General features: G+C 71.5%; 19 protein-coding genes and 4 pseudogenes. 11 read left to right on the top strand and 12 right to left on the bottom strand.

Going from position 1 to position 22810, the window contains the following annotated elements; translation table 11 throughout:
• Window positions 1-17: 17 nt before the first annotated feature.
• Together E2C04_RS07450 and E2C04_RS18590 are read right to left on the bottom strand one after the other, a co-directional pair.
• Window positions 18-404 (bottom strand): hypothetical protein, encoded by a 387-nt coding sequence (locus E2C04_RS07450; protein WP_135832133.1) that lies wholly within the window; start codon window positions 402-404, stop codon window positions 18-20.
• 1004 nt (window positions 405-1408) lie between these two features.
• Window positions 1409-1552 (bottom strand): hypothetical protein, encoded by a 144-nt coding sequence (locus E2C04_RS18590; protein WP_202978015.1) that lies wholly within the window; start codon window positions 1550-1552, stop codon window positions 1409-1411.
• Between E2C04_RS18590 and E2C04_RS21890 the strand changes: the two are divergent.
• The 4 genes and pseudogenes from E2C04_RS21890 to E2C04_RS07425 form a co-directional block, all read left to right on the top strand.
• Window positions 1494-2063, top strand: a pseudogene (locus E2C04_RS21890) (FAD-binding protein); the annotation flags it as partial. The gene E2C04_RS18590 and the pseudogene E2C04_RS21890 overlap by 59 nt on opposite strands.
• Complete coding sequence (locus E2C04_RS18580; RefSeq protein WP_202977971.1) at window positions 1961-2722, top strand: D-arabinono-1,4-lactone oxidase; 762 nt, start codon at window positions 1961-1963, stop codon at window positions 2720-2722. The pseudogene E2C04_RS21890 and the gene E2C04_RS18580, both read left to right, overlap by 103 nt.
• 166 nt (window positions 2723-2888) lie before the next feature.
• The gene (gene sepH, locus E2C04_RS07430; RefSeq protein ID WP_158630631.1) at window positions 2889-3875 is read left to right on the top strand and encodes a septation protein SepH; all 987 of its coding nucleotides are present in this window, start codon (window positions 2889-2891) and stop codon (window positions 3873-3875) included.
• Window positions 3872-4726 (top strand): MOSC domain-containing protein, encoded by an 855-nt coding sequence (locus E2C04_RS07425; RefSeq protein ID WP_308632338.1) that lies wholly within the window; start codon window positions 3872-3874, stop codon window positions 4724-4726. Before sepH ends, E2C04_RS07425 begins: the two co-directional genes overlap by 4 nt.
• A 12-nt stretch (window positions 4727-4738) precedes the next feature.
• Here the strand turns inward: E2C04_RS07425 and E2C04_RS07420 are convergent, their stop codons facing one another.
• On the bottom strand, window positions 4739-5329 hold the full coding sequence (locus E2C04_RS07420) for a sulfurtransferase (RefSeq protein ID WP_238694474.1): 591 nt from the start codon (window positions 5327-5329) through the stop codon (window positions 4739-4741).
• 57 nt (window positions 5330-5386) lie between these two features.
• The gene (locus E2C04_RS07415; RefSeq protein ID WP_238694473.1) at window positions 5387-6562 is read right to left on the bottom strand and encodes an aldo/keto reductase family protein; all 1176 of its coding nucleotides are present in this window, start codon (window positions 6560-6562) and stop codon (window positions 5387-5389) included.
• Window positions 6563-6623: 61 nt separating this feature from the next.
• Between E2C04_RS07415 and E2C04_RS07410 the strand changes: the two are divergent.
• Window positions 6624-7276: pseudogene (locus E2C04_RS07410) on the top strand (thymidine kinase).
• 51 nt (window positions 7277-7327) lie between these two features.
• Here the strand turns inward: E2C04_RS07410 and E2C04_RS07405 are convergent.
• From E2C04_RS07405 to E2C04_RS07395, 4 genes and pseudogenes are all read right to left on the bottom strand, one after another.
• On the bottom strand, window positions 7328-8452 hold the full coding sequence (locus E2C04_RS07405; protein ID WP_135832129.1) for an alkaline phosphatase family protein: 1125 nt from the start codon (window positions 8450-8452) through the stop codon (window positions 7328-7330).
• Window positions 8449-8730, bottom strand: a complete 282-nt coding sequence (locus E2C04_RS21320; protein WP_338088820.1) for a DUF5998 family protein — start codon at window positions 8728-8730, stop codon at window positions 8449-8451. Before E2C04_RS21320 ends, E2C04_RS07405 begins: the two co-directional genes overlap by 4 nt.
• A 119-nt stretch (window positions 8731-8849) precedes the next feature.
• Window positions 8850-9050, bottom strand: a pseudogene (locus E2C04_RS21315) (DUF5998 family protein); the annotation flags it as partial.
• A gap of 59 nt (window positions 9051-9109) precedes the next feature.
• On the bottom strand, window positions 9110-11635 hold the full coding sequence (locus E2C04_RS07395) for a bifunctional acetate--CoA ligase family protein/GNAT family N-acetyltransferase (RefSeq protein ID WP_238694472.1): 2526 nt from the start codon (window positions 11633-11635) through the stop codon (window positions 9110-9112).
• A gap of 273 nt (window positions 11636-11908) precedes the next feature.
• On the opposite strand from E2C04_RS07395, the pseudogene E2C04_RS07390 reads away from it, so the two are divergent.
• The 4 genes and pseudogenes from E2C04_RS07390 to E2C04_RS07375 all read left to right on the top strand — a co-directional run bounded on the left by E2C04_RS07390 (window position 11909) and on the right by E2C04_RS07375 (window position 17382).
• Window positions 11909-14392 (top strand): annotated as a pseudogene (locus E2C04_RS07390) (DNA gyrase/topoisomerase IV subunit A).
• A 5-nt stretch (window positions 14393-14397) separates the two neighbouring features.
• Complete coding sequence (locus E2C04_RS07385; RefSeq protein WP_158630630.1) at window positions 14398-15087, top strand: LppX_LprAFG lipoprotein; 690 nt, start codon at window positions 14398-14400, stop codon at window positions 15085-15087.
• Window positions 15084-16895: an MFS transporter gene (locus E2C04_RS07380; protein ID WP_229721504.1), complete on the top strand. Its 1812-nt coding sequence runs from the start codon at window positions 15084-15086 to the stop codon at window positions 16893-16895. The genes E2C04_RS07385 and E2C04_RS07380 overlap by 4 nt, the downstream gene beginning before the upstream one ends.
• The gene (locus E2C04_RS07375) at window positions 16888-17382 is read left to right on the top strand and encodes a beta-class carbonic anhydrase (protein ID WP_135832127.1); all 495 of its coding nucleotides are present in this window, start codon (window positions 16888-16890) and stop codon (window positions 17380-17382) included. Before E2C04_RS07380 ends, E2C04_RS07375 begins: the two co-directional genes overlap by 8 nt.
• Window positions 17383-17421: 39 nt before the next feature.
• Here the strand turns inward: E2C04_RS07375 and E2C04_RS07370 are convergent, their stop codons facing one another.
• A complete protein-coding gene (locus E2C04_RS07370) occupies window positions 17422-17820 on the bottom strand; it encodes a hypothetical protein (protein WP_135832126.1) in 399 nt (132 codons plus the stop codon).
• Window positions 17821-17888: 68 nt separating this feature from the next.
• Window positions 17889-19961, bottom strand: coding sequence for a DNA gyrase/topoisomerase IV subunit B (locus E2C04_RS07365; protein WP_135832125.1), 2073 nt, complete (start codon window positions 19959-19961; stop codon window positions 17889-17891).
• 198 nt (window positions 19962-20159) lie between these two features.
• On the opposite strand from E2C04_RS07365, the gene E2C04_RS07360 reads away from it, so the two are divergent.
• Both E2C04_RS07360 and E2C04_RS07355 read left to right on the top strand, forming a co-directional pair.
• Window positions 20160-20363, top strand: a complete 204-nt coding sequence (locus E2C04_RS07360) for a DUF7455 domain-containing protein (protein WP_135832124.1) — start codon at window positions 20160-20162, stop codon at window positions 20361-20363.
• A gap of 123 nt (window positions 20364-20486) precedes the next feature.
• Complete coding sequence (locus E2C04_RS07355) at window positions 20487-20963, top strand: DUF456 domain-containing protein (protein WP_135832123.1); 477 nt, start codon at window positions 20487-20489, stop codon at window positions 20961-20963.
• 6 nt (window positions 20964-20969) lie between these two features.
• On the opposite strand, the gene E2C04_RS07350 is transcribed toward E2C04_RS07355, so the two are convergent.
• Together E2C04_RS07350 and E2C04_RS07345 are read right to left on the bottom strand one after the other, a co-directional pair.
• Window positions 20970-21512 carry a hypothetical protein gene (locus tag E2C04_RS07350; RefSeq protein WP_135832122.1) on the bottom strand — a complete coding sequence of 181 codons (543 nt, stop codon included), beginning with the start codon at window positions 21510-21512 and terminating at the stop codon, window positions 20970-20972.
• An 89-nt stretch (window positions 21513-21601) separates the two neighbouring features.
• Window positions 21602-22798, bottom strand: coding sequence for an SGNH/GDSL hydrolase family protein (locus E2C04_RS07345; RefSeq protein ID WP_135832121.1), 1197 nt, complete (start codon window positions 22796-22798; stop codon window positions 21602-21604).
• Window positions 22799-22810 lie beyond the last annotated feature (12 nt).

The raw sequence follows: 22810 nt of genomic DNA, 5'->3' as shown, positions 1-22810 counted from the left end.
CCTCGGCCCCGGCGGGGTCAGACCGGCTCGGCGCTCCGAGCGGCCTCGGCGGTCGCCTGGTCGGCCTGCACCCGCGCCCGACGCACCTGGATCTGCTGGATCGCCGCGGCCAGGAGCCCGGCCAGCAGGACGTACTCGACGAGCTCGGCGGAGATCCGCAGCCACGGCGAGAAGGCCACCCCGGTGTCTCGGTCCATCGGCCCCAGGACGACCCGCCACAGCTCGAGCACGCCCACCCCGGCCTGGCGGGCGGCGATGAAGACGAGGCAGAACATGGCCATCGGCACCACCCCACCGAGAAAGAGCACCCGCAGGCCGCGCCGCAGCCCGCTGAAGCGGCTGGTGAAGTCGGTGACGACCTCGCCGGTCCAGCGCCGCACGACCTGCGGCGTCCGGGCGCGCACCCCGCCAACCGGGGCGACGGAGGCTTCGGGGTCCGCTTGGGCAGGTCCACGCCGCCGCCGAGCACGACGGCGGCGACCGTGAGCCACGCGACCGGCACCAGGATCACGTCGTCGGCCTGGTCGATGAAGGCGCCGACCGCCCCGACCAGGGCGGCCAGCGGCTCGCCGACGGGCCCCAGCACGTCGAGCAGGTCGGCCCACCGGTCCTGCACCCAGTGCACGAAGACCCGGTCCTGGACCCACTCCCACATGCGGTCCTGGTAGCTCGTGAACGCGATGCCCAGGACGACGATCCACAGCACCTCGACGTACGCGGCGACGAACGCCACCGGGCGGAAGCGCTGCGGCAGCTGGAAGCGGTCGAAGAGGAAGCGCAGCAGCAGCGCCAGGGCCACCAGCCCGGCCAGCAGCCATCCGTCGGCGATGGTGATGCGCGCCGCGACGTCGACCGACTCGCCGTAGGCCGCAGCGACGCGACTCTGGTCGAGGGCGTCGTAGGTGGCGGCGTTGACGGTAGGCGTCGACGTCCTCCTTGAGGTAGCCCTGCGCGGCGTAGACGGTGAGGAACGGGACCAGGGCGCTGGCCAGGATGGCGAGGGCACGGGTCGTCGTGGGCCGTGGCCGGGCCTGCGCGGAGTCGGCCGAGGTGGAGTCGACGGGCGCGGGGTCGTCAGGCACCTCCAGCATCGAGGACGACCGGGCGACGACCACCAGCATGAGCACGAAGGCAACCAGCGTGGACATCGGGCCAGGGGCAGGATGAAGCCCGCCAGCGTGGGTCGCGTCTCGCTGACCTCGACGGCCAGCCAGAGGAAGCCGTGGCGTCCTGCGGCCCCCAACAAGTAGATGACCATCAGCAGCGGCGCGTGGGCGACCACCAGCCTGAGCCCGCGGACCACCACCGCGGCGGCGTCCCCCAGGACGTGTCGCAACTCCCCCATGGCGCCGGAGTCTAGGACAGTTCGGCCCCTCTCCTCCCCGACCAGCCAGTTCCGCACTACTGTTCACAGCCATGACGACGTGGAGCAACTGGGCGGGTCTCGAGAGGGCCACACGGCGCGCACCGAGCAGCCGAGCAGCACCGCCTCGGTGGTCGCGGCGGTCGAGCGCGCCAGGGCGGAACGCTCGACGGTCAAGATGGTCGGCACCGGCCACAGCTTCACGTCGATCGCTGCCCCCGAGCACACGATGCTGACCCCCCAGGGGATGACGGGCCTGGTCCGAGTCGACCGCGACGCGATGACGGTGACGGCCCGGGCCGGCACCCAGCTCAAGCACTTCAACGCGCTGCTGGAGTCAGCTGGCCTGTCGCTGCACAACATGGGCGACATCGCGGAGCAGACGCTGGCCGGAGCCGTCTCCACCGGCACCCACGGCTCCGGCGGGACGGCGAGCGGCCTGGCGGCCCAGCTCGCGGGCTTCGAGCTCGTCACCGGCACCGGTGAGGTCGTCCGGGCCGACGCGACGCAGCACGCCGACCTCTTCGACCTGGGCCGGGTGGGGCTCGGCGCCCTGGGCGTCCTGACCGAGGTCACCTTCCACGTCGAGCCGCTCTTCTGCCTCGAGGCCGAGGAGCGTCCCGTCGGCTGGGAAGAGCTCCTGGGCTCCTTCGACGAGCTGACCAGCACCCACCACCACGTCGACGTGCACTGGTTCCCCCACACCGACCGGGCCCTGCTCAAGGCCAACACCCGGGTCGCGGACGCCCCCGAGACCGCCTCCCGCCCTCCGCGCTGCGGTCCTGGTGGGACGACGACTTCCTGTCCAACACCGTCTTCGGTGCCGCCTCCTGGGTCGGGGCCCGTCGCCCCGCCCTGGTCCCCCGGATCAACGCCTTCGCCTCCGGGGCGCTGTCACCGCGCACCTACACCGACGTGGCCCACCGCGTCTTCGTCTCCCCGCGCCGGGTGGTCTTCCGCGAGATGGAGTACGCGGTCCCCCGCGAGGTCGGGCTCCAGGCGCTGCGCGAGGCGCGCCGGGTCATCGAGGCCCGCGGATGGCACGTCGGCTTCCCGGTGGAGATCCGCACCGCCCCGGCCGACGACGTCGCCCTGTCGACGGCGTACGGCCGCGACTCCCTCTACCTCGCCTTCCACGTGCACCGCGACGTCGACCACACGGCGTACTTCTCGACGGTCGAGGACGTGATGCGCAGCTTCGGCGGTCGTCCCCACTGGGGCAAGGTCCACCGTCGCAGCGCCGACGAGCTGGCTGCCCTCTACCCCCGCTTCGAGGAGTTCGTGGCCCTGCGCGACCGCCCGCCTCGACCCGACCGTGTCCTCGCCAACCCGTACCTCCGCCATGTCCTCGGCGCCTGAGTCCCACGGGTCACACCCGTCCCACGCCCCGGTGGCGGGCCAGTGGGACGCCCAGCCCCCTGCCACGACCTGCGCCACGCCCGCCGCTGGCGTAGGCTCGACCCACGCACGCACGACGTCCCGGGAAGACTCCCGGGCAGCACACGGGGCAGGAGCACGGCAGGCGATGGCGCACCTCACGCTCGTCGGACTGAGCGACGACCGTACGCGGTTGTTGCTGGTCAACGACGACGGCGACGGGTTCACCCTCGATGTCGACACCGCTCTTCGCTCCGCCGTCCGCGGCGAGCAGCCCCGCCCAGGCCACTTGGAGACACGTATGGACAGCGCACTTCGCCCTCGCGACATCCAGGCCCGCATCCGTTCCGGTGAGTCCGCGGAGGCGGTCGCCGAGGCGGCTCGCTCGACCGTCGACAAGATCATGCCGTACGCCGCCCCGGTGCTCGCCGAGCGCGCGCACGTCGCCGAGCGCGCGCAGCGCTCGTCGATCCGGCGTCGTGCCTCGGAGGGCAGCGGCTCCCTCGGTGGCGCCCGCACCCTGCAGGACGCCGTGGCCCACCAGCTGCGCAGCCACAACGTCGACCCCGAGAGCGTCGAGTGGGACGCCTTCCGCCGCGAGGACGGGAAGTGGACCCTGAGGGGCCTCTTCGAGAGTGGCCCGCGGTGCGGCGTCGCCACCTTCACCTTCGACATGCCGGGCAACTACGTGACGCTGGACGACGACGACGCCCGCTGGCTCGTCGGCGACGCACGCCCCGCCGCACCGGTCGCCCCCGACCCGGTCGCCGAGGCCCCGGGGCTGCGCCGGCTCAGCGCCGTGCGCTCGGAGACCTCGCTGGGCGACGACGCCATCCAGCTCGTCACCACGCCCGCCCAGGACACCACGCCCGACTTCCTGCGCGACTTCGCGGCCGACCACGACGCCACGCAGGACTTCACCGGCGCGCTGGGAGGCGTCGCGGGCAGTGCTGCCGAGGAGGGCAGCGAGCCCGCCACCGAGCGGACCGAGCAGCAGCCTGCTGCTCCGGCCGAGCCGGAGCCCGCGGCCGAGGAGGCGCCCGCCGAGGCGCCGCGCAAGACCTCGCGCAAGCGCGGTCGTGCCTCGGTCCCGAGCTGGGACGAGATCATGTTCGGCGGCGGCACGGGCGAGTGAGCCCGGCCGCACCACGGGTGACGGGTCTGCACGTCCACCCGGTCAAGAGCATGGCCCTGCGCTCGTTGGCGAGCGCCGAGGTGCTCCCCCGCGGCCTGGCCGACGACCGCTCCTGGGTCGTCGTCGACGCCGACGGCCTGATGGTCTCCGCACGCACCGACCAGCAGCTCCTCCACGTCCAGGCCGACACCCCGGTCACCGCCCCGGGCGTCACCGGTGCCCTGCGGCTGCGTCACGCCGGCCTGCCCGACCGCGAGGTCTCCGTGCCGCAGGGGACGCCCGTACCGCTGCGGCTGCACGCCAACGACCTGACCGGCGTGGAGGCCGACCCGGAGACCCAGACGTGGCTGCGCGCGGCGGTGGGTCGGGACGACGTACGTCTGCTGTGGTGCCAGGCGCCCGAGCAACGGCGGCTGAACCCGGCGTACTCGCGCCCCGGCGACCACACCGCGTACGCCGACGGCTACCCCGTCACGTTGGTCAGCGAGGAGTCGCTGCGGCAGCTGAACGACTGGATCGTCGAGGGCGCGCTGGCGCGCGGCGAGGAGCCCGACGCCCCGCTGCCGATGGAGCGCTTCCGCCCGAACATCGTCGTGGCCGGCGCCGAGCCCTTCGCCGAGGACGGCTGGAGACGGGTGCGGATGGGAGACGTGGTGCTGCGCATGGCCCGCCCCACCGACCGGTGCGTGATGACCACCGTCGACCCGACCACCCTCGCCCGCGGCAAGGAGCCGATCCGCACCCTGGCCAGGCACCGGCGCTGGGACGGCAAGACGTGGTTCGCGGTCAACCTCGTGCCGGAGACGACGGGCACCGTCAACGTCGGCGACGAGGTCGTCGTCGAGGAGTGACCCTCCGGGAGCTCAGCGCTCGACGGGACGCGACGCGTCGGTGACCCACTCGCTCCAGCTCCCGGGGTAGAGGCCGGCCTTGATGCCGGCCACCTCCATCGCCAGGACGTCGTGGGTGGCGGTGACGCCCGAGCCGCAGTAGGCCACCACGTCGGCGCCGGGCACCACACCCGCCGCCACGTAGCGCGCCTGGAGCACGGGCGCACTGAGGAAGCGACCCGTCGCGTCGAGGTTGGCGTCGGTGGGCACGTTGACCGCGCCGGGGACGTGCCCCGCGACCGGGTCGACGGGCTCGACCTCCCCGCGGAAGCGCTCGGGTGCCCTGGCGTCGACCAGGACGTCGACGTCCAGCACCTGCTCGACCCCGACCGTACGCATGCCCTCCGGCGGCCGGTGCGCCTCGAAGTCGCCGCGGGTCGGCGGCTCGTCACCGGTGGCCGTCGGACCGCCGATCGCCTGCCAGGCCGACCAGCCGCCGTCGAGCACCCTGACCCACGGGTGGCCGTGGTGCCGCAGCAGCCACCAGGCCCGGGCAGCGGCACGGCCGGCCCAGTCGTCGTAGACGACGACCTGACGCGTGCTGGTGACGCCGGCCTCGCGCATGGCTGCCTCGAAGCGCTCCGGCGCGGCAGCGGGTGGCGCCCCCGCTCCCCCGGCGGGTCAGCCAGCGCGGTCTCGAGGTCCACGAACCGCGCGCCCCTGACGTGGCCCCGCCGGAACTCGTCGATCCCCGTGGGGCCCCCGAGGCGCCACCGCACGTCGAGCACCGTGACGGTGCCGAGGAGCCCGACGAGCTCCTCGGCACCGATCAACGGAGAGTGGCTCACTACGGGCGTTCCTTGGGGGCGTTCTCCGCGGTCTTGCCGGGGTCGCGCTCCACGACGCCGCCCAGTGCGTCGTCGATCGCGCGGCGAGCGTCTCCGCCGGCAGCTTCACGCCGACGGCGCCGACGTTCTCGTGCACCTGCTCGGGGCGCGACGCCCCGACGATCGCCGAGGCGACGTTGTCGTTCTGCAGGACCCAGGCCACGGCGAGCTGCGACATGCTCAGGTCGACCGACTCAGCGATCGGCTTGAGCCGCTGCACCGCGGTGAGCGTCTCGTCGGTCATGAACCGGGTGATCGTGCTGGCGCCACCCTTCTCGTCGGTGGCGCGCGAGCCCTCCGGCGGCGGCTGGCCCGGCTGGTACTTGCCCGTGAGCACGCCCTGGGCGATGGGAGACCAGACGATCTGCGAGACCCCGGCCTCGCGGGAGGCGGGCACGACCTCGTCCTCGATGACGCGCCAGAGCATCGAGTACTGCGGCTGGCTGGAGATGAGCTGGAAGCCCAGCTCCTTGGCCATCGCAGCGCCGGCGGTGATCTGCTCGGCGGTCCACTCACTGACGCCGATGTAGAGGGCCTTGCCCTGGCGGACCACGTCGGCGAAGGCCTGCATGGTCTCCTCGAGCGGGGTCACCGGGTCGTAGCGGTGCGCCTGGTAGAGGTCGACGTAGTCGGTCTGCAGCCGCTGCAGCGAGCCGTTGATCGACTCCATGATGTGCTTGCGCGACAGCCCGGAGTCGTTCGGCCCCTTCGGGCCGGTGGGCCAGAAGACCTTGGTGAAGATCTCCAGCGACTCGCGCCGCTCGCCCTTGAGCGCGTCGCCGAGCACCGACTCCGCGACGGTGTTGGCGTAGACGTCAGCGGTGTCGAAAGAGGTGATGCCGGCGTCCAGTGCGGCCCGTACGCAGGTCGCGGCGACGTCGTTCTCGACCTGGCTGCCGTGGGTGAGCCAGTTTCCGTAGGTGACCTCCGAGATGCGGAGACCACTATTTCCGAGATACCTGAATTCCATGTAACCGAACCTACTGAGTGGAGTTAGCGGGAGCCAACCCGACGTGAAAGGATCGGGCCTCGTGGCAGAACTGCAATTCTTCACGGGGACCATGGACTCCGGCAAGAGCACCCTCGCGCTCCAGACCAACCACAACCACGCAGCCCGCGGCCGGATCGGGCGAATCTTCACGGCCAACGACCGCGGCGGCGAGGCCGTGCTCTCGAGCCGCCTGGGACTGACCCACAGCGCGCTCGAGGTGCCGGCCGGCTTCGACTTCTGGGACTACGTCGTCAAGGCGCTGACCGCCGGCGCCCGCATCGACTACCTGGTCTGCGACGAGGCGCAGTTCTACTCCCGTTGCAGATCGAGCAGCTGGCCAAGATCGTCGACGAGCTGCAGATCGACGTCTTCGCGTTCGGCATCCTCACCGACTTCCGCAGCGTGCTCTTCCCCGGCAGCGCTCGCCTGGTCGAGCTCGCCGACCGCATGCACGTCCTGCAGGTCGAGGCCCTGTGCTGGTGCGGCAAGCGCGCCACCCACAACGCGCGAACGGAGAACGGCGCCATGGTCACCGATGGCGAGGTCGTGGTGGTCGGCGACGTGGAGCAGGCCGACGAACCGACGGCCGACGTCGCGTACGAGGTGCTCTGCCGCCAGCACCACCGCCGGCGCCTCACGGCGGCGCGCGCCAAGGCCGTGAGCCTCGCCCCGGACCCCCTGCCCTTCGGCTGAGCCCTGCCCTTCGGGTGAGCCCTGCCCTCGGCTGAGCCCCGGACGACTGGGTCAGGCCACGACCATCGGGATCAGCATCTCGGCAGGGGTCAGCGAGCCGTGCAGGCCGACCAGCTCCGCCTCGTAGGGGAAGTCCCGGCTGGAGAGGATGGCCAGGTCGTCGCGGCAGGCGACCATGACGTCGCCCATCCGCGGCAGGACGGTCGCGGCCGCCGCTCCCCCGAACCACCCCCGCGCCAGGGCGTCGGAGCGGGTCAGGACCTCGGCGCGCTCGCCGAGCACCGAGCGCCAGGTCGCGACCACGTCGTCGACGGCGCCGTTGCGGCAGTAGAGGTGGCGGAAACGGGCCTCCCCGCCCAGCAGCCAGACCCCGTCGCGCAGCTCACGCTGCTCGTCGACGTCGACGCGCGACTCCGGCGGGCTGTCGACCATGCCGTGGTCGGCGATGACCAGGAGCTTGGTGTGGGCGGGCAGCGCCTCGCGCATCTGCTCGGCCTCCGCGTCGACCATGGCCAGCTGCTGCAGCCACTGGACCGAGGCGACGCCGAACTTGTGGCCGGTCCAGTCGAGGTCGGAGTCGTAGACGTAGGTCAGCGACGGGCGTACGGCCGAGGCGGCGACCACGGCGGCGATCCGCTCACCGACCAGGTCGGCCCCGACGAAGTCGGCACCGCGGTTGGCGACCACGGTCAGCCCGCTGCCCTCGTAGTCCCGCTTGTTGACCACGGTCGTGGTGACGCCGGCGGCGCCCAGCCGCGAGAAGGCGGTCTGGTGCGGCTGCCACTCGGTCGGGTCGACGGTCCGGTCCCACTGCAGCCCGTTGAGCAGCCGGTCGGTGCCGGGGATGCGGGAGGTGTAGCCCACCATCCCGTGCGTGCCCGGGGTCAGCGCCGTGCCCAGCGAGGTGAGGCTGGTGACGGTGGTCGACGGGACACCGGCCGTGGCCGGCTCCTGCTCGGCCAGCAACGACGTCAGGAAGGGGGCGGCGTGGGCGTAGCGCCGCAGCAGCTCCGCCCCCATGCCGTCGACCAGGAAGACGACGTACGAGGCGGCCTCGGGCAGCACCAGCGACGTCGACGATCCCGCCAAGGGGCGGCCCAGCGCCGAGGCGACGGCCGGGACCACGTCGACCAGGGAGCGCGACCCGTAGGCCGGCTCCACGAAGCCCGCGGTCATGCGCCGCGCGTACGGGCCGAGAGCGCCTCGGCGAAGGCGAGCAGCCCGCCCACCGCGCCGTCGCCGTCGGCCGCTGCGGAGACGCGCAACGAGAAGTCGTCGCCCGCCAGCACGCCGGTGTAGCCGTGGTCGGCGTCGCACTGCGGGTCGCTGCAGCCGGCCGGCTCCAGGTCGATCCGGGAGACGCCACCCCACCCGATCGTGAGCACCGCCTCGACCGCCGGCGCCGGGCCCGACGTGGGGTTGGTGACCATGCGCGTGACCACGACGGAGCGCACCGCGCTGAGGGTGATCGCCTCGGTCGAGGTCGAGGTGTAGTAGGCTCCGGGAGCATGTCGTCACCCGGGTGCTCGTCGGTGTGGGCGAGCATCAGGCGCGTCGGCGTCAGCACGATGACGGTCTGGTGGCGGCGCACCTCGTCCCGCTCGAAGGTCGGCTCGTGGTGCACGTAGAAGGCGACCACGGTCTCCCCGCCGAGCGCGGCGAAGACCCCGTCGGCCACCACTTCGGGGTAGTAGCCGGTGCGGTCGATCGCGACCCGCAGCTCGTGGGAGCGGTCGAACTCGGAACGAGGGTGGTCGGAGGTACGACTGCGCATGGGGGCAGTCTGTCACGCCTGGCCCGCGGCACGGAGTCGAGTCGACGCCCCGGACCGGCTCACCCCGGGAGGGTGTCCCCCGGCATCGCGCTCAGACGACGCACGAACCAGTCCGAGCGAGGATCGACGACCGGCTCGATCCGGGTGGTGGCGCCGAGCACGGCGCAGCCCTTCTCCCCCGCCAGCACGAGCGGCAGGGAGAGCTGGCGGATCTGCGGCACGTCGTACTGCAGCTGCGCGACGCGACGCACGATCCGCTCGACCTCGGCGACGTCGACGATCTCGCTGCCGCGGAAGCCGAAGAGCAGCGGCGAGGCCTTGATCTCCCGGATCATGTCCTGCGCGTCGTGCTCCTGCAGCGGCGGGATGCGGAAGGCACGGTCCTGCAGCAGCTCGGTCAGCGGGCCGCCGATGCCGAAGGAGATCACTGGTCCGAAGAGCGGGTCCTCGGTCGTCGACACCGTGACGGGCACTCCCGGCGGGGCGTTCTTCTGGACCACGAAGCCGGCGTTGGCGGGGTCGGTGATGACCTCACGCAGCGTCTCCCAGGCCTGCCGCATCTCCTCGGGGGTGTCGATGTTGCGCCAGACGTGGGCCAGGTCGGGGCGGTGGCGCAGGTGGCGCGCGGTGGCCTTGAGCACGGCCTCCCAGCCGATCTCCTCGCCGGCGGCGACGGCCTCCTCGACCGAGTTGACGCTGATGCTGCGCCACAGGTCGATGCCGTAGCAGGCCAGCAGCTCCTGCTGCTCGGTGTCGGTGAGGTCGTGGCCCTGCGGGTGGGCGACCAGCAGCTGGTGGACGAGCTTCTTCGCGGCGGACCGGTCGACCAGTGCCTCGTCGGTCGGGACGACCTGCGGCGTACGCAGCCACACGGCGTACTCGACGACCCGTGCGAGCGCGCGCACCGCGGCCTCGACGGCCGGGTAGGACGGCACCGACCCGCGACCGGCGGTGGAGCCGGCGAGGTCGGGCACGCGCAGCAGCTCCGGGACACCCTCGGCCCCGAGGAAGGTCGAGACCAATGGCTTGTCGGACTGCTCACCGATGGCGGCGAGCACGTTGGCGACGTCCTCGCCGGAGACGTTGAGCGGCGGGATGTAGATGGCGACCACGCCGTCGACCTCGGGGTCGTCGATCGCGGCGTCGAGGGCGTCCTCGAAGTCGTCGGCACCGGCCTCGGCGCCGAGCGCCACGGTCTTGTTGACGACCAACCCGTTGCCGGCAGCGGCGTCGGCGGCCAGCAGGGCGAGTGCGTCGGAGTTGCCGACCACCGCGACGCGGCGGCCACGGGGCAGGGGCTGGTGGGCCAGCAACTGGGCGACGTCGAACATCTCCTCCAGCGTGTCGACCTGGATGACGCCGGCCTGGCGGAACATCGCGTCGACGGCCTGGGAGGGCGCGGCGATCTTGCGGACCGCGTGGCCCATCGGCACACCCTGGGTGGTGCGACCGGAGCGGACCGCCACGATCGGCTTGCGGCGCGAGACGCGGCGGGCGATGCGCGAGAACTTGCGGGGGTTACCGATCGACTCCAGGTAGAGCAGGACCACCTCGGTGGAGTCGTCCTCCTCCCAGTACTGCAGGAGGTCGTTGCCGGAGACGTCGGCACGGTTGCCCGCGCTGACGAAGGTCGTGAGGCCCAGGCCTCGGTTGTTGACCTTCTCGAGGATGGCCGAGCCGAGTGCACCGGACTGGCAGAAGAAGCCCGCGCGTCCGCGCGGCGGCATCACCTGCGAGAGCGAGGCGTTGAGCGAGACCTCGGGGTGGGTGTTGATCACGCCGAGGCAGTTGGGGCCGATCAGGCGCAGGCCGTAGGAGCGCGAGAGCCCGACGAGCTGGCGCTGGCGGCGGCGGCCCTCCTCGCCGGTCTCGGCGAAGCCCGAGGAGATGACGACCAGGCCGTGCACGCCCTTGGCGGCGCAGTCGAGCACCACGTCCTGGACGGCCTCGGCAGGCACGGCGACGATCGCCACGTCCACGTCGCCGGGGATGTCGGAGACCGACGCGTACGCAGGCAGCCCCGAGACCGCGTCGGCGCTCGGGTTGACCGCGTGGACCTGGCCGGAGAAGTCGCCCAGCACCAGGTTGCGCACCAGTGCCTGGCCGATGGTGTCCTGGCGGCGGCTGGCGCCGATGACGGCGATGGAGCGGGGGTTGAAGAAGCGCTCGATCGAGGCCGACTCGGCGCGGTGCTCGCGCTGCTCCATGACGTCGAGCGCGGTGATCGTCGCGTCGATCGGGAACTCCAGGCTCACCACGCCGTCGTCGTACTGGCTGGCGACGCTGTAGCCGGCGTCCTTGAAGGTGCGGATCATCGGGTGGTTGTCGGGCAGCACCTCGGCGGTGAACCGCTCGATGCCGCGCTCGCGACCGGCCTGGGCGAGGTGCTCGAGCAGCAGCTGCCCGATCCCGCGGCCCTGGTGCCGGTCCTCGACGAGGAAGGCGACCTCGGCCTCACCGGGGTCGACGGTGTCGTAGCGGCCGACCGCGATCATCTGCTGGCCCGACAGGAGCACGAAGGCGACGCGGGCGTCGTGGTCGACGTGGGTGAACCGGCGTACGTCCTTGTCGCTGAGCCGCGGCATCGGGGCGAAGAAGCGGTAGTACTTCGGACTCGTCGGAGACCCGGCTGTAGAAGTCGACCAGCAGCTCCGCGTCGTCGGCCCGGATCGGCCGGATGTGGGCGACCTTCCCGTCGCGCAGCAGGACGTCGGCCTCCCAGTGGCTGGGAGGCTCGTGGACCTCGGTGCCGGTCCCTGCACCGTTGGCTGAGTCGCTCACGAGGTCGAATCTATCGGTACGACCTCCACGGCGCGCCCTGCGCCCGCATCGTGCCCCCGATTGGGGACAATGGGCCCATGGCACGTCGCAGCACCAAGGATCCGCTCCCCGAGGACTTCGAGGAGCACATCCTCGACATCAGCGTCGGGGACGAGATCAAGTCCTCCTTCCTGGAGTACGCCTACTCCGTCATCTACTCGCGCGCGCTCCCGGACGCCCGTGACGGGTTGAAGCCGGTGCAGCGCCGCATCCTCTACACGATGGACGACATGAGCCTGCGGCCCGACCGCGGGCACGTGAAGTCGGCCCGTGTCGTGGGCGAGGTGATGGGCAAGCTCCACCCGCACGGCGACTCGGCGATCTACGACGCGCTGGTGCGCATGGCGCAGCCCTTCTCGGTGCGGCTGCCGATGATCGACGGCCACGGCAACTTCGGCTCCCCCGACGACCGCCCGCGGCGATGCGTTACACCGAGTGCCGGATGTCGCCGGCCGCAGTGGCGATGACGGCCTCGCTCGACGAGGACACCGTCGACTTCAAGCCCAACTACGACTCGCGCGAGTTCGAGCCGACCGTCCTGCCCTCGGCGATCCCCAACCTGCTGGTCAACGGCGCCTCCGGCATCGCGGTGGGCATGGCGACCAACATCGCCCCGCACAACCTCGTCGAGGTGGTCCAGGCGCTCAAGCACCTGGTCAAGCACCCGAAGGCCACGCTCGACGACCTGATGCGCTTCATCCCCGGCCCCGACCTGCCGACCGGCGGCAAGATCGTCGGGCTCGACGGCATCCGTGACGCGTACGAGACGGGTCGCGGCACCTTCAAGATGCGCGCCACGGCACGCATCGAGAACGTCACCGCCCGCAAGAAGGGCATCGTCGTCACCGAGCTGCCCTACAACGTGGGCACCGAGAAGGTCATCGAGCGGATCAAGACGCTCGTGCAGTCGAAGAAGCTCCAGGGCATCTCCGACGTCAAGGACCTGACCGACCGCACCAACGGTCTGCGCCTGGTCATCGAGGTCAAGAACGGCATCGTCCCCGAGGTCCTGCTCGAGCAGCTCTACAAGCAGACCCCGCTCGAGGACTCCTTCGGCATCAACGCCGTCGCGCTGGTCGACGGCCAGCCCCGCACCCTGGGCCTCAAGGAGATGCTCGAGGTCTTCCTGGGCACCGCTTCGACGTCGTACGTCGTCGCTCGACCTTCCGCCGTGACAAGGCGGCCGCGCGCCTGCACCTGGTCGACGGCCTGCTGATCGCGATCCTCGACATCGACGAGGTCATCCAGATCATCCGCGGCAGCGACAACTCGGCGATGGCCAAGGAGCGGCTGATCCAGATCTTCGACCTCTCGGAGATCCAGGCCGACTACATCCTCGACATGCCGCTGCGCCGACTCACCAAGTTCTCGAAGCTCGAGCTCGACAAGGAGAAGGCCGAGCTGGAGCGGACCATCGAGGAGCTCGAGGCGATCCTGGCCGACGACACCCTGCTCCGGAAGGTCGTCTCCGAGGAGCTCACCGAGGTCGCGAAGACCTACGGCACCCCGCGGCGCACCGTCCTGCTCGCCTCGGCCGGCACCACCGTGACCGCTGCCACCGCGGGGGCCTCGTTGGAGGTCGCCGACGACCCGTGCCTGGCCTTCCTCTCCTCGACCGGGCTGCTCGCGCGCTCCGCCGACGTCGAGACGCCCGGCCTGGGCGGCGACCGTACGTCGCACGACGTCGTCATCTCCTCGGTGCGGACCTCGGTGCGCGGCGAGGTCGGGCTGCTGACCTCGCGTGGCCGGATCCTGCGCCTCCAGGCCCTGGACCTGCCCGAGCTGCCGGCCTCGGCCAACGACCCGTCGATCCAGGGCGGACTGCCGTTGAGCGAGATCGTCGAGCTCGCCAAGGACGAGCGACCGCTGGCGCTGACCCGCCTCAAGGAGGACGGGCCGGGCCTGGCCCTCGGCACCCGCGACGGCGTGGTCAAGCGGGTGACCAACGAGATCCTGACCCGCGACGAGTGGGAGGTCATCTCGCTCAAGGGTGACGACGAGGTCGTCGGCGCGCTCGAGCTCACCACCGGCACCGAGACCCTCTGCTTCATCACCTCCGACGCCCAGCTCCTGCACTTCGGCGCCGAGGCCGTGCGCCCCCAGGGCCGCACGGGCGGCGGCATCGCCGGTGTCCGGGTCGCCGACGGGGCCAAGGTCGTCTGGTTCGGCGCGGTCGACCCCGACGACTCCGTGGTCGTCACCTCGTCGGGCTCGTCGACCGCCCTGCCCGGCACCGACAACGGGTCGGTGAAGGTGACCCCGTTCTCCGAGTACCCGGCAAGAGCCGCGCCACGGGCGGCGTCCGGTGCCACCGGTTCCTGAAGGGCGAGGACGCCCTCGTCTTCGCCTGGGCCGGCTCTGCGCCGGCGCGCGCCGCCGCGGCGAGCGGTGCCCCGGTCCCGCTGCCCGAGGCCAACGGCAAGCGGGACGGCTCCGGCGTCCCCTCCCCGCAGCCGATCGCGGCCTGCGCGTCGTCGGTCGCCCTCCACGCAGCGGTGCGGACCGCGGCCGGCGAGGGGTGAGTCGCGTGCGCTCCCGCCTCGTTGCTGCCGTGGCCGTGATCGCCCTGGCGGCCACGGCCTGCAGCGACGGTGAGAAGGCCGACGGCGACGCGGATGAGGTCCTGGCTGCGGCCGCCGACACCCTGGAGTCGAGCAGCGGCGTCATGCTGAGCCTCAGCACCGACGACCTGCCCGACGGCGTCAACGGCATCGTCGAGGCGGAGGGCGCCGTCACCGACGCCCCCGCCTTCGAGGGGACTCTGACCGTGCGGGTCGCCGGCACCGACTTCGACGTCCCGGTGGTCTCGGTCGACGACACCGTCTGGGCCACGGTCCCGCTGACCACCACCTGGCAGGACATCGACCCCGGTGACTACGGCGCTCCCGACCCCTCCCGCCTGATCGGCGCGGACAACGGCGTCGTGGCGCTGCTGCGCGGCACCGAGGAGGCTGAGGCGGGTGAGAGCGAGCGCGGCGGCCAGGACAACCGCGAGATCCTGACGACCTACACCGGCACCATCCCCGGCGAGGTCGTGAAGCGGGTCATCCCGAGCAGCAGCGCAGCGCACGACTTCGACGTCACCTACCTGGTCACCGAGGACGAGGAGCTGCGTCGCGCCGAGGTGACCGGCGTCTTCTACGAGGGCAGCGAGGAGATGACGTACGTCCTGGGCGTCACCGACTACGGCCTCGAGAAGACGATCCGCAAGCCGTGACCGACGCGGCCCAGCGCCCTGCGGTGCCGGCCGGGACGCGTGCCCTGCTGGCGCTGGCGGCGGTGGCCGTCGCCTTCGCCGCCGCCGACACCTACGTGGTCGTCCTCGCCCTGCCCGACATGATGGGCAGCGCCGGCATCCCGGTCGACCAGCTGCAGCGAGCCGCCCCGATCGTCTCGAGCTTCCTGCTCGGCTACGTCGCGATGCTCCCGATGATCGGCCGCATCGCCGACCTGCACGGGCGGGTCCCCGTACTGGTGCTGGCCATGGTGGTCTTCGCGGTCGGCTCGCTGGTGACCGCGCTCGCCTACGACCTGCCCTCGATGGTCGTAGGGCGGTTCCTGCAGGGAGTCGGCGGTGGCGCTCTGGTGCCGGCGACGCTGGCGCTGGTCGCGGACCTCTACCCCGCCGAGCGGCGCGGTGTCCCCCTCGGCGTCGTCTCGGCGGTCCAGGAGGCGGGCTCGGTGCTCGGGCCCCTGCTGGGTGCAGTGGTGCTGGCCGTCGGTGACTGGCGGGCGATCTTCGCGGTCAACCTGGCCGTGGCGTGCGTCCTCGCGGCCGCCCTGCGCCAGCTGGCCGCGCGACACCCGGGGTTGCTGGACGCGAGCGCGCGGGCGTTGCTCGCCGCGCGCCGCGAGCGGGCCGGCGGCTTCGACGTCGTGGGTCTGGTGCTGCTGCTCGTGGCCGTCACCGCGGCCGGGCTGGTGGTCCTGCGACCCTCCTTCGTGATGCGTGACCTGGTCTGGGGCGAGATGTTCGTGCCCTTCGTCCCTGCCGGGCGCTGGCTCAGCCCCGTGGGTACGGTGGCGATGGCAGCAGCCGTGCTGCTCGTCGTACGCCTGCTCACCGCGCGCCGTCCGCTGCTGGACGTACGCCCGTGGGTGCGGGCCGCCCGCGAGGCCGACCTGGTCGGTTCCACGTTCCTGGCGGTCGCGCTCGGTGGCGTGATCCTGGCCTTCGCCACCGCCGACCCCAAGGTCCAGCTCTTCGCCGAGCAGGGTGAGTGGTACCTCCTGGGTGCGGCCCTGGCAGCTGTCTGCCTCGTCGTCCACCTGCGTCGCGCCGCGGCTCCACTCATCCCCCGCGGCACGCTCGCGGCCCTGCCCGCGAGCGGCGCCCTGGTCGTCAGCTTCCTGGTCGGCGCGGCCCTGATCGCGGCCGTCGTCGACATCCCCCTCTTCGCCCGCACCACCGTCCACGCCGACTCCCAGCTGATGGCGGCCCTGGTGCTCGTACGCTTCCTGGTCGCCCTCCCGGTCGGCGCCGTCGCCGGTGGATGGCTGACCCGCGCCTGGGGATCCGGGCCCACCACCGCCCTGGGCATGACGCTGGCCTGCGGTGCCTTCGTGCTGATGTCGCGGTGGGGGCTGGACGCGCTCGAGCAGTGGCACTCGACGGTCGTGCTCGTGGCCTGCGGCCTCGGGTTCGGCCTGGCGCTCGCGCCGGTCAACGCCGCCGTGCTGGCCTTCACCGCCACGGCGGTGCACGGCCTGAGCAGCGCCCTGGTCGTGGTGGCGCGCATGGTCGGCATGCTCGTGGGCATCTCCGCGCTGACCGCCGTCGGCCTGCGGCGCTACTACGCCGTCCAGGACGACTTCCCCGGCGTCCGGGAGGTGTGCGACGGCCGGTCGCGGTGCGCGGACTACACGCTCCTGCTCAAGGAGGCGGGCATCGCCCAGGAGACGACCGTCTTCGCGGGGGCCGCCGTGGTGGCGGGTGTGGCCGCCCTCGTGGCGCTCTGGGTGTTCCGATCGGCGGCACCCTCGAAGGTGCGCGAACAGGCCCGACTAGGCTTGCCGCATGGGTGACTTCGACGACCTCCTGGAAGCCAACAAGACATTCGCCGACACGTTCGACCTGGGTGGGTTCGACGGCAAGGCCCACGCCGGAGTAGCGCTGGTGACCTGCATGGACTCGCGCATCGACCCGCTGGCCATGCTCGGCCTGAAGCACGGTGACGCGAAGATCTTCCGCAACCCGGGTGGGCGCGTGACGCCGCAGGCCCTCGAGGCCCTCGTGCTGGGCGTGCACCTGCTCGGCGTGGAGCGCATCCTCGTGGTGCCGCACACCAAATGTGCGATGGCCAAGCACAGCGAGCCCGTGCTGCGCGACATGATCACCGAGTCCTCCGGCGTCGACGCGTCGTGGCAGTCCTTCGGCGTGGTCCCAGACCAGGTCGCCGGACTGCGTGAGGACGTCCGCAAGGTCCTCTCCCACCCGCTGATCCCCGACACCGTCAAGGTCGGCGGCTTCATCTACGACGTCGACACGGGGCTGCTCGCGCCCGTCGAGTGATCCTGCCCTGATCAAGCCCGCGAGGCGGTCGGCGAGGCCTCAGTCGCTGCAGGCGAGGTACGACGCGTACTTCTCCAGGCGGCAGGCTCCGTCGACCACCTCGCGGTCCCCCACGGGTGCCTCGAGCCTGGCTCGCACCGTACGCGGCACACCGACGTCGCTGCACGACAGCGACCCGCGCTTCACCTGCACCGTGAGCACCACCTCGGTGTCGGTCTCCTCGACGTCGAGCCGCGCGCTGCGGTCGCACTCCCCTCCGACGTAGCGCACCGACACGCGGTTGCCGTCGACCTCGACCTCACCCCAGGGCGTGGGCTCGGAGCGGAAGAGCGCCCACCACGTGAGCGCTGCGACGACCAGGGCGAGCGTGGCCGCCACGACCACGACGAGCCACGGGCGACCTCGCCCCACCGTCGGAAACCACGCACGCTGTGCCACAGCCGAGATGCTGCCACTCCCGGCAGCAGCCTGGCCACCGGCGGACGGCACTGCGTTCCGAGGAAGCCTCAGGCGTCCAGCGTGGCCATGTCGACCTCGTACGCGCCCTGGACGATGAACTCCTTGCGCGGCGCGACCTCGGAGCCCATCAGCAGCTCGAAGACCTCGGCGGCCTCGGCGGCGTCGTCGACGGTGAGCCGGCGCAGCGTACGGAAGCGCGGGTCCATCGTGGTCTCCTGCAGCTGGTCGGCGTCCATCTCGCCGAGACCCTTGTACCGCTGTGCCGGTTCCTTCCAGCGGACGTTCTTCTTCTTGAGCTCGGCCAGCTTCCGGTGCAGCTCGTCGTCGCTGTACGTGTAGACGTACTTGTCCATGCCCTTCTTCGGGTTGGTCAGCTCGATGCGGTGCAGCGGCGGGACGGCGGTGTAGACGCGGCCGGCCTCCAGGAGCTGGGGCATGTACTTGAAGAAGAGGGTCGCCAGCAGGCAGCGGATGTGTGCGCCGTCGGAGTCGGCGTCGGCCATGAAGATGATGCGACCGTAGCGCGCGGCCTCGATGTCGAAGGTCCGCCCGGAGCCGGCTCCGACGACCTGGATGATCGACGCGCACTCGGCGTTCTTCAGCATGTCCGCGACCGACGCCTTCTGGACGTTGAGGATCTTGCCGCGGATCGGCAGCAGCGCCTGGTACTCGGAGTTGCGGGCCAGCTTGGCGGTGCCGAGCGCGGAGTCACCCTCGACGATGAAGAGCTCGGTGCGCTCGTTGTCGGTCGCGCGGCAGTCGGCGAGCTTGGCCGGCAGCGCCGAGGACTCGAGCGCGTTCTTGCGGCGCTGGGTCTCCTTCTGCTGGCGCAGGGTCAGGCGGGTGCGGGCAGCGCCGGCGACCTTGTCCATCACCAGCTTCGCGGCCGCCTTCTCGTCGCGCTTCGACGAGGTGAGGTACTTCTTCAGCTCGGCGGAGACGACCTTGCGGACGATGTTGCGCGCGGCGGGCGTGCCGAGGATCTCCTTGGTCTGGCCCTCGAACTGCGGCTCCGCCAGGCGCACCGTGACCACGGCGGTCAGGCCCTCGAGGACGTCGTCCTTGATGACGTCGGCGTCGTTGACCTTGAGCGCCTTGGTCGCGCGCATCACCTCGTTGAACGTCTTGGTGATGCCCTGCTCGAAGCCGCTGACGTGGGTGCCGCCCTTGGGGGTGGCGATCACGTTGACGTAGGAACGGACCGTGGTCTCGTAGCCCATGTCCCACTTGAGCGCGATGTCGACGCCGAGCTCGCGCTCGACCTCCTGCGGCGTCATGTGGCCGTGGTCGTCGAGCAGTGGGACGGTCTCGGTGAAGGAGCCGTGGCCCTGCAGCCGCAGCACGTCGGTGACCTGCTCGCCGTGCGAGAGGAAGTCGACGAACTCGGCGATGCCGCCCTCGTGGCGGAAGGTCTCGGTGACCGGCTCCTCACCGCGCAGGTCGGTGATGGTCAGGCCCAGGCCCGGGACGATGTACGAGGTCTGGCGGGCGCGGCCGACCAGTCCCTCGAGCTCGATCCTGGCGTCCTTGGTGAAGATCTGGCGGTCGGGCCAGAAGCGGATGCGCGTGCCGCTGCGCCCCTTGGCGACCTTCTTGCCCTTGCGGGTGATGCCCGACTGCGGCGTGAAGGGCGCGTCGGGGCCCTCGCCGTCGAAGACGCCGGGGACGCCGCGGCGGAAGGAGAGGCCCTGCTGCGCGGGGGCCCGGTCGACGTCGATGTCGACGCGCGAGCTCAGCGCGTTGACGACCGACAGGCCGACGCCGTGCAGACCGCCGGTGGCGTTGTAGGAGCCGCCTCCGAACTTGCCGCCGGCGTGGAGCTTGGTGGCCACGACCTCGACGCCGGGCAGCCCGGTCTTGGGCTCCTTGTCGGTCGGGATGCCACGTCCGTCGTCGAAGACCTCGACCGAGCCGTCGGTGTGAATGGTGACCTCGACGTTGCTCGCGAAGCCGGCCAGAGCCTCGTCGACGCCGTTGTCGATGATCTCCCACAGGCAGTGCATGAGGCCGCGGGTGTCGGTCGACCCGATGTACATGCCGGGGCGCTTGCGCACGGCCTCGAGTCCTTCGAGGACGAGGAGGTGCGCTGCGTTGTACGTGTTGTCGCTGGGGGCTGCCACGGGAGGCGAATCTACCGGGGGCGCCGTCCGCCACGGTGTTGCCACGCCTGCAGCCGCCACGACGTCGCGCCAGAGGGTGGAATGTGAGGCACTGCGACCCTCTCCGTGGTTGGATGGGTTTCCGGTGAGGTCCCGCTGGGAATCTTTTCCCTCGCCGGTACGTTGGGCCAGACACCGAAGCACAGAAATGAGGCCGATGTGACTACAGCAGTTGCCCCCAACCCCGCCCTCACGGCGGAGGATCGCTGCGACCGGTGCGGAGCCCAGGCCTACCTCCGGGTGGAGCTCCAGAGCGGTGGCGAGTTGCTCTTCTGCGCCCACCACGCGCGAGAGCACGGCGACAAGATCCGCGAGATCGCGGTGACCGTCGTGGACGAGACCCACCGACTCGAAGAGCGCTGACCCGAACCGACACGTCACGAGAGGCCCCGGACCGCAACGGTCCGGGGCCTCTCGCGTCCCCACGTCGTACGTCCGTACGACGGCGTGCCGCTCCCCCACCTGCCGTGTGACAGGGTGTGCGGCGTGACCCTGACGAACATCCTGGTCGGCGTGGCCATCGCCGTCGGCCTGCTGGGCATCGTGGTGCCCGTGCTCCCCGGCTCCCTGCTCGTGCTGGGGGCCGTCCTCACCTGGGCGGTCCTGATGGGCACCCCCGGGGCCTGGGTGGTCTTCGCCGTCGCCGCCACCTTCATCGTGGCAGGCACCGTGGTGAAGTTCCTCGTCCCCGGACGGCGTCTGCAGACCGCCGGCGTCCCGAGCTCGACGTTGTGGTTCGGCGCTGCCCTGGGCATCGTCGGCTTCTTCGTGATCCCCGTGGTCGGCCTCTTCCTGGGCTTCCCGCTGGGCGTCTACCTCGCGGAGTACCGGCGCCTCGGCCCCGAGCGGGCCTGGCCGGCGACGGTGGGCGCGCTGAAGGCCGTCGGCCTGAGCATCCTCATCGAGCTGGTCGCCGCCGTCCTGGCTGCGTTGACCTGGGTCGTCGGGCTCCTGGTGCTCTGACGGGCCTCAGCCCCTCGCCACCGCCGGGGTGTAGCGCCTCGGACCGGTCATCCAGTCGATGTACTCCTCGCCCTCGTGGCTGGTCTCGCCGACCTTGACCGCTGCCCTGACGGTCTCGGGACGCCCGAGGCACCCGCGTCCCATCGACAGCACGGCGACGTCGTCCTTCCACGAGATCGTGAGGCGGTACTGGCACCGCACCAGCGTGCCGCGACCCTGCCAGCGGTCCACCTTCTCGAGGACGTAGTCGGTGCCGCCGTTGAGCCCGGTGCGGAACCGGTACTCAGGCCCGGCGTCCTCGGGGTCGGTGTCCAGGAAGATGGTGGCCCCCTGGCCTGCCTTGATGCCGTTGTAGAGCAGGTCGTCGTGGACGAGGCGTACGCGGACCTGCCTGGGCGCGTGCGTGACCCTCACGCGCAGCAGGTCGGCGGCGGCGGGGCTGTCGTCCCCGTCGACCACGGTGACGGCGGCCGCGTGGGCCGGTGGGACGAGCGCCATGACGCTCATCAGTGCGGTGCCGGCTGCTGCCAGGACGTGACGTTTCTTCATGCTGATCCCCCTTGGCGGGAGGCCCCCGAGTGGGCCTCCGACCGGATCGACGCTACGCCCGAGGCCGGCACGCTGACCACCCCGACGGATCAGTTTCCGGGTGGGGTCAGTAGTTCTGCGTAGATCTGCGCCATCCGCTTGTTGCCCTCGACGTTGGGGTGGACCGGCCCGGCGTCCTCCATCATCAGTCCGTCGTTGCTGGTGCCGTCCTTGGCCAGGACGGGCCACAGCGAGGCGAGGTCGAAGACGGCGACCCGGCCGGGGTGGTCGGCCGCCACGTCCTTGCGTGCCTTGCGGATGACCTGCCACATCGGTGTGGTCCACGTCCCGGGCTCGTAGCCGTCCACCAGCAGGATGCGGGCCTTCGGCGCAGCAGCCATGGCCTCGTCGACGAGCTTGCGCAGGCTCGTGGGGAAGTCGGGCTCGGCGTTGGTGCCGAGGTTGACCACGATCAGGTCGGGGTCGTGGGCAGCGACCTCCTCCCAGTGGCCGGCCACGGCCCGATCGCTGGCGAAGTGCGAGGCGGTGGCCCCGGAGTGGGAGCCGTCGACCACGTGGATGCCCGAGGTCTCGTCGCCGTCGAAGAACTCCACGCCCGTGTGCACGAAGGAGGTCCCGGGCACAACGCTCTTGACCTGGACCACGTGGCTGCTGCCGCTCAGCTCCGGGGAGGTCCACGACAGGGCCGAGGCGTTCTCCTCCCCCGCCGAGCTCAGTGTCTCGCCGCTCGGGTCGCCGTTGCTGAGGGTGCCCTCCGCGGTGATGTCGACCCCGTCGACGAAGACCTTGCCCTGGCCTCCCAGGAGCGCCATCTGCCCGTACCAGACCCGGACCGTGCTCGCCTCCTGGTCCGGGTAGGTCAGCTCCGACCCACCCGGCATGCTGAGCGAGCGCATCCCCAGGCCCCACTGCCCGAAGGTCTGCTCCACCATCGGTACGCCGGTGCGCACGGTGTCGTCGGAGCCGACGTTGTCGCCGTAGTACGGAGGCATGAAGCCTGCGCCGCCGTCGACGTCCAGGGCGTCGCGCAGCTGGGTCTGCAGCAGGCCCACCATCCGGTTCTTGTGCACCGGCGCCGGCAGCATCACGCCCTCGGAGATCGAGTCACCGACGAAGACCACGGTGGCGGGCTGGTCGGCCCGGTCCTCGACGGCCTCGTACCAGGGCTCCAGGAACTCCTCGAGCCCATCGGCCGCCGTCGGCTCAGGCGCCCACTGGTCCCAGGCCTTGACGCCGACGTAGGTCGCGATCACGGCGACGACCGTGGCGTACAGCAGGAATCTCACTCGGCGGGGCAC

The organism is Nocardioides daphniae, from assembly GCF_004777465.1.
In the GTDB taxonomy this organism is placed as follows: Bacteria; Actinomycetota; Actinomycetes; order Propionibacteriales; family Nocardioidaceae; genus Nocardioides; species Nocardioides daphniae.
Note: the sequence above shows the minus strand (reverse complement) of the source record. Positions and strands in the feature narration are given on the sequence as shown.

Bases quoted from the DNA above. Each gene is read 5' to 3' on its own strand.
- sepH (WP_158630631.1), top strand. From the start codon at position 2,889: ATGGCGCACCTCACGCTCGTCGGACTGAGCGACGACCGTACGCGGTTG.
- E2C04_RS07420 (WP_238694474.1), bottom strand. From the start codon at position 5,329: ATGCGCGAGGCCGGCGTCACCAGCACGCGTCAGGTCGTCGTCTACGAC.
- E2C04_RS07415 (WP_238694473.1), bottom strand. From the start codon at position 6,562: ATGGAATTCAGGTATCTCGGAAATAGTGGTCTCCGCATCTCGGAGGTC.
- E2C04_RS07405 (WP_135832129.1), bottom strand. From the start codon at position 8,452: ATGACCGCGGGCTTCGTGGAGCCGGCCTACGGGTCGCGCTCCCTGGTC.
- E2C04_RS07395 (WP_238694472.1), bottom strand. From the start codon at position 11,635: ATGCCGCGGCTCAGCGACAAGGACGTACGCCGGTTCACCCACGTCGAC.
- E2C04_RS07375 (WP_135832127.1), top strand. From the start codon at position 16,888: ATGGGTGACTTCGACGACCTCCTGGAAGCCAACAAGACATTCGCCGAC.
- E2C04_RS07350 (WP_135832122.1), bottom strand. From the start codon at position 21,512: ATGAAGAAACGTCACGTCCTGGCAGCAGCCGGCACCGCACTGATGAGC.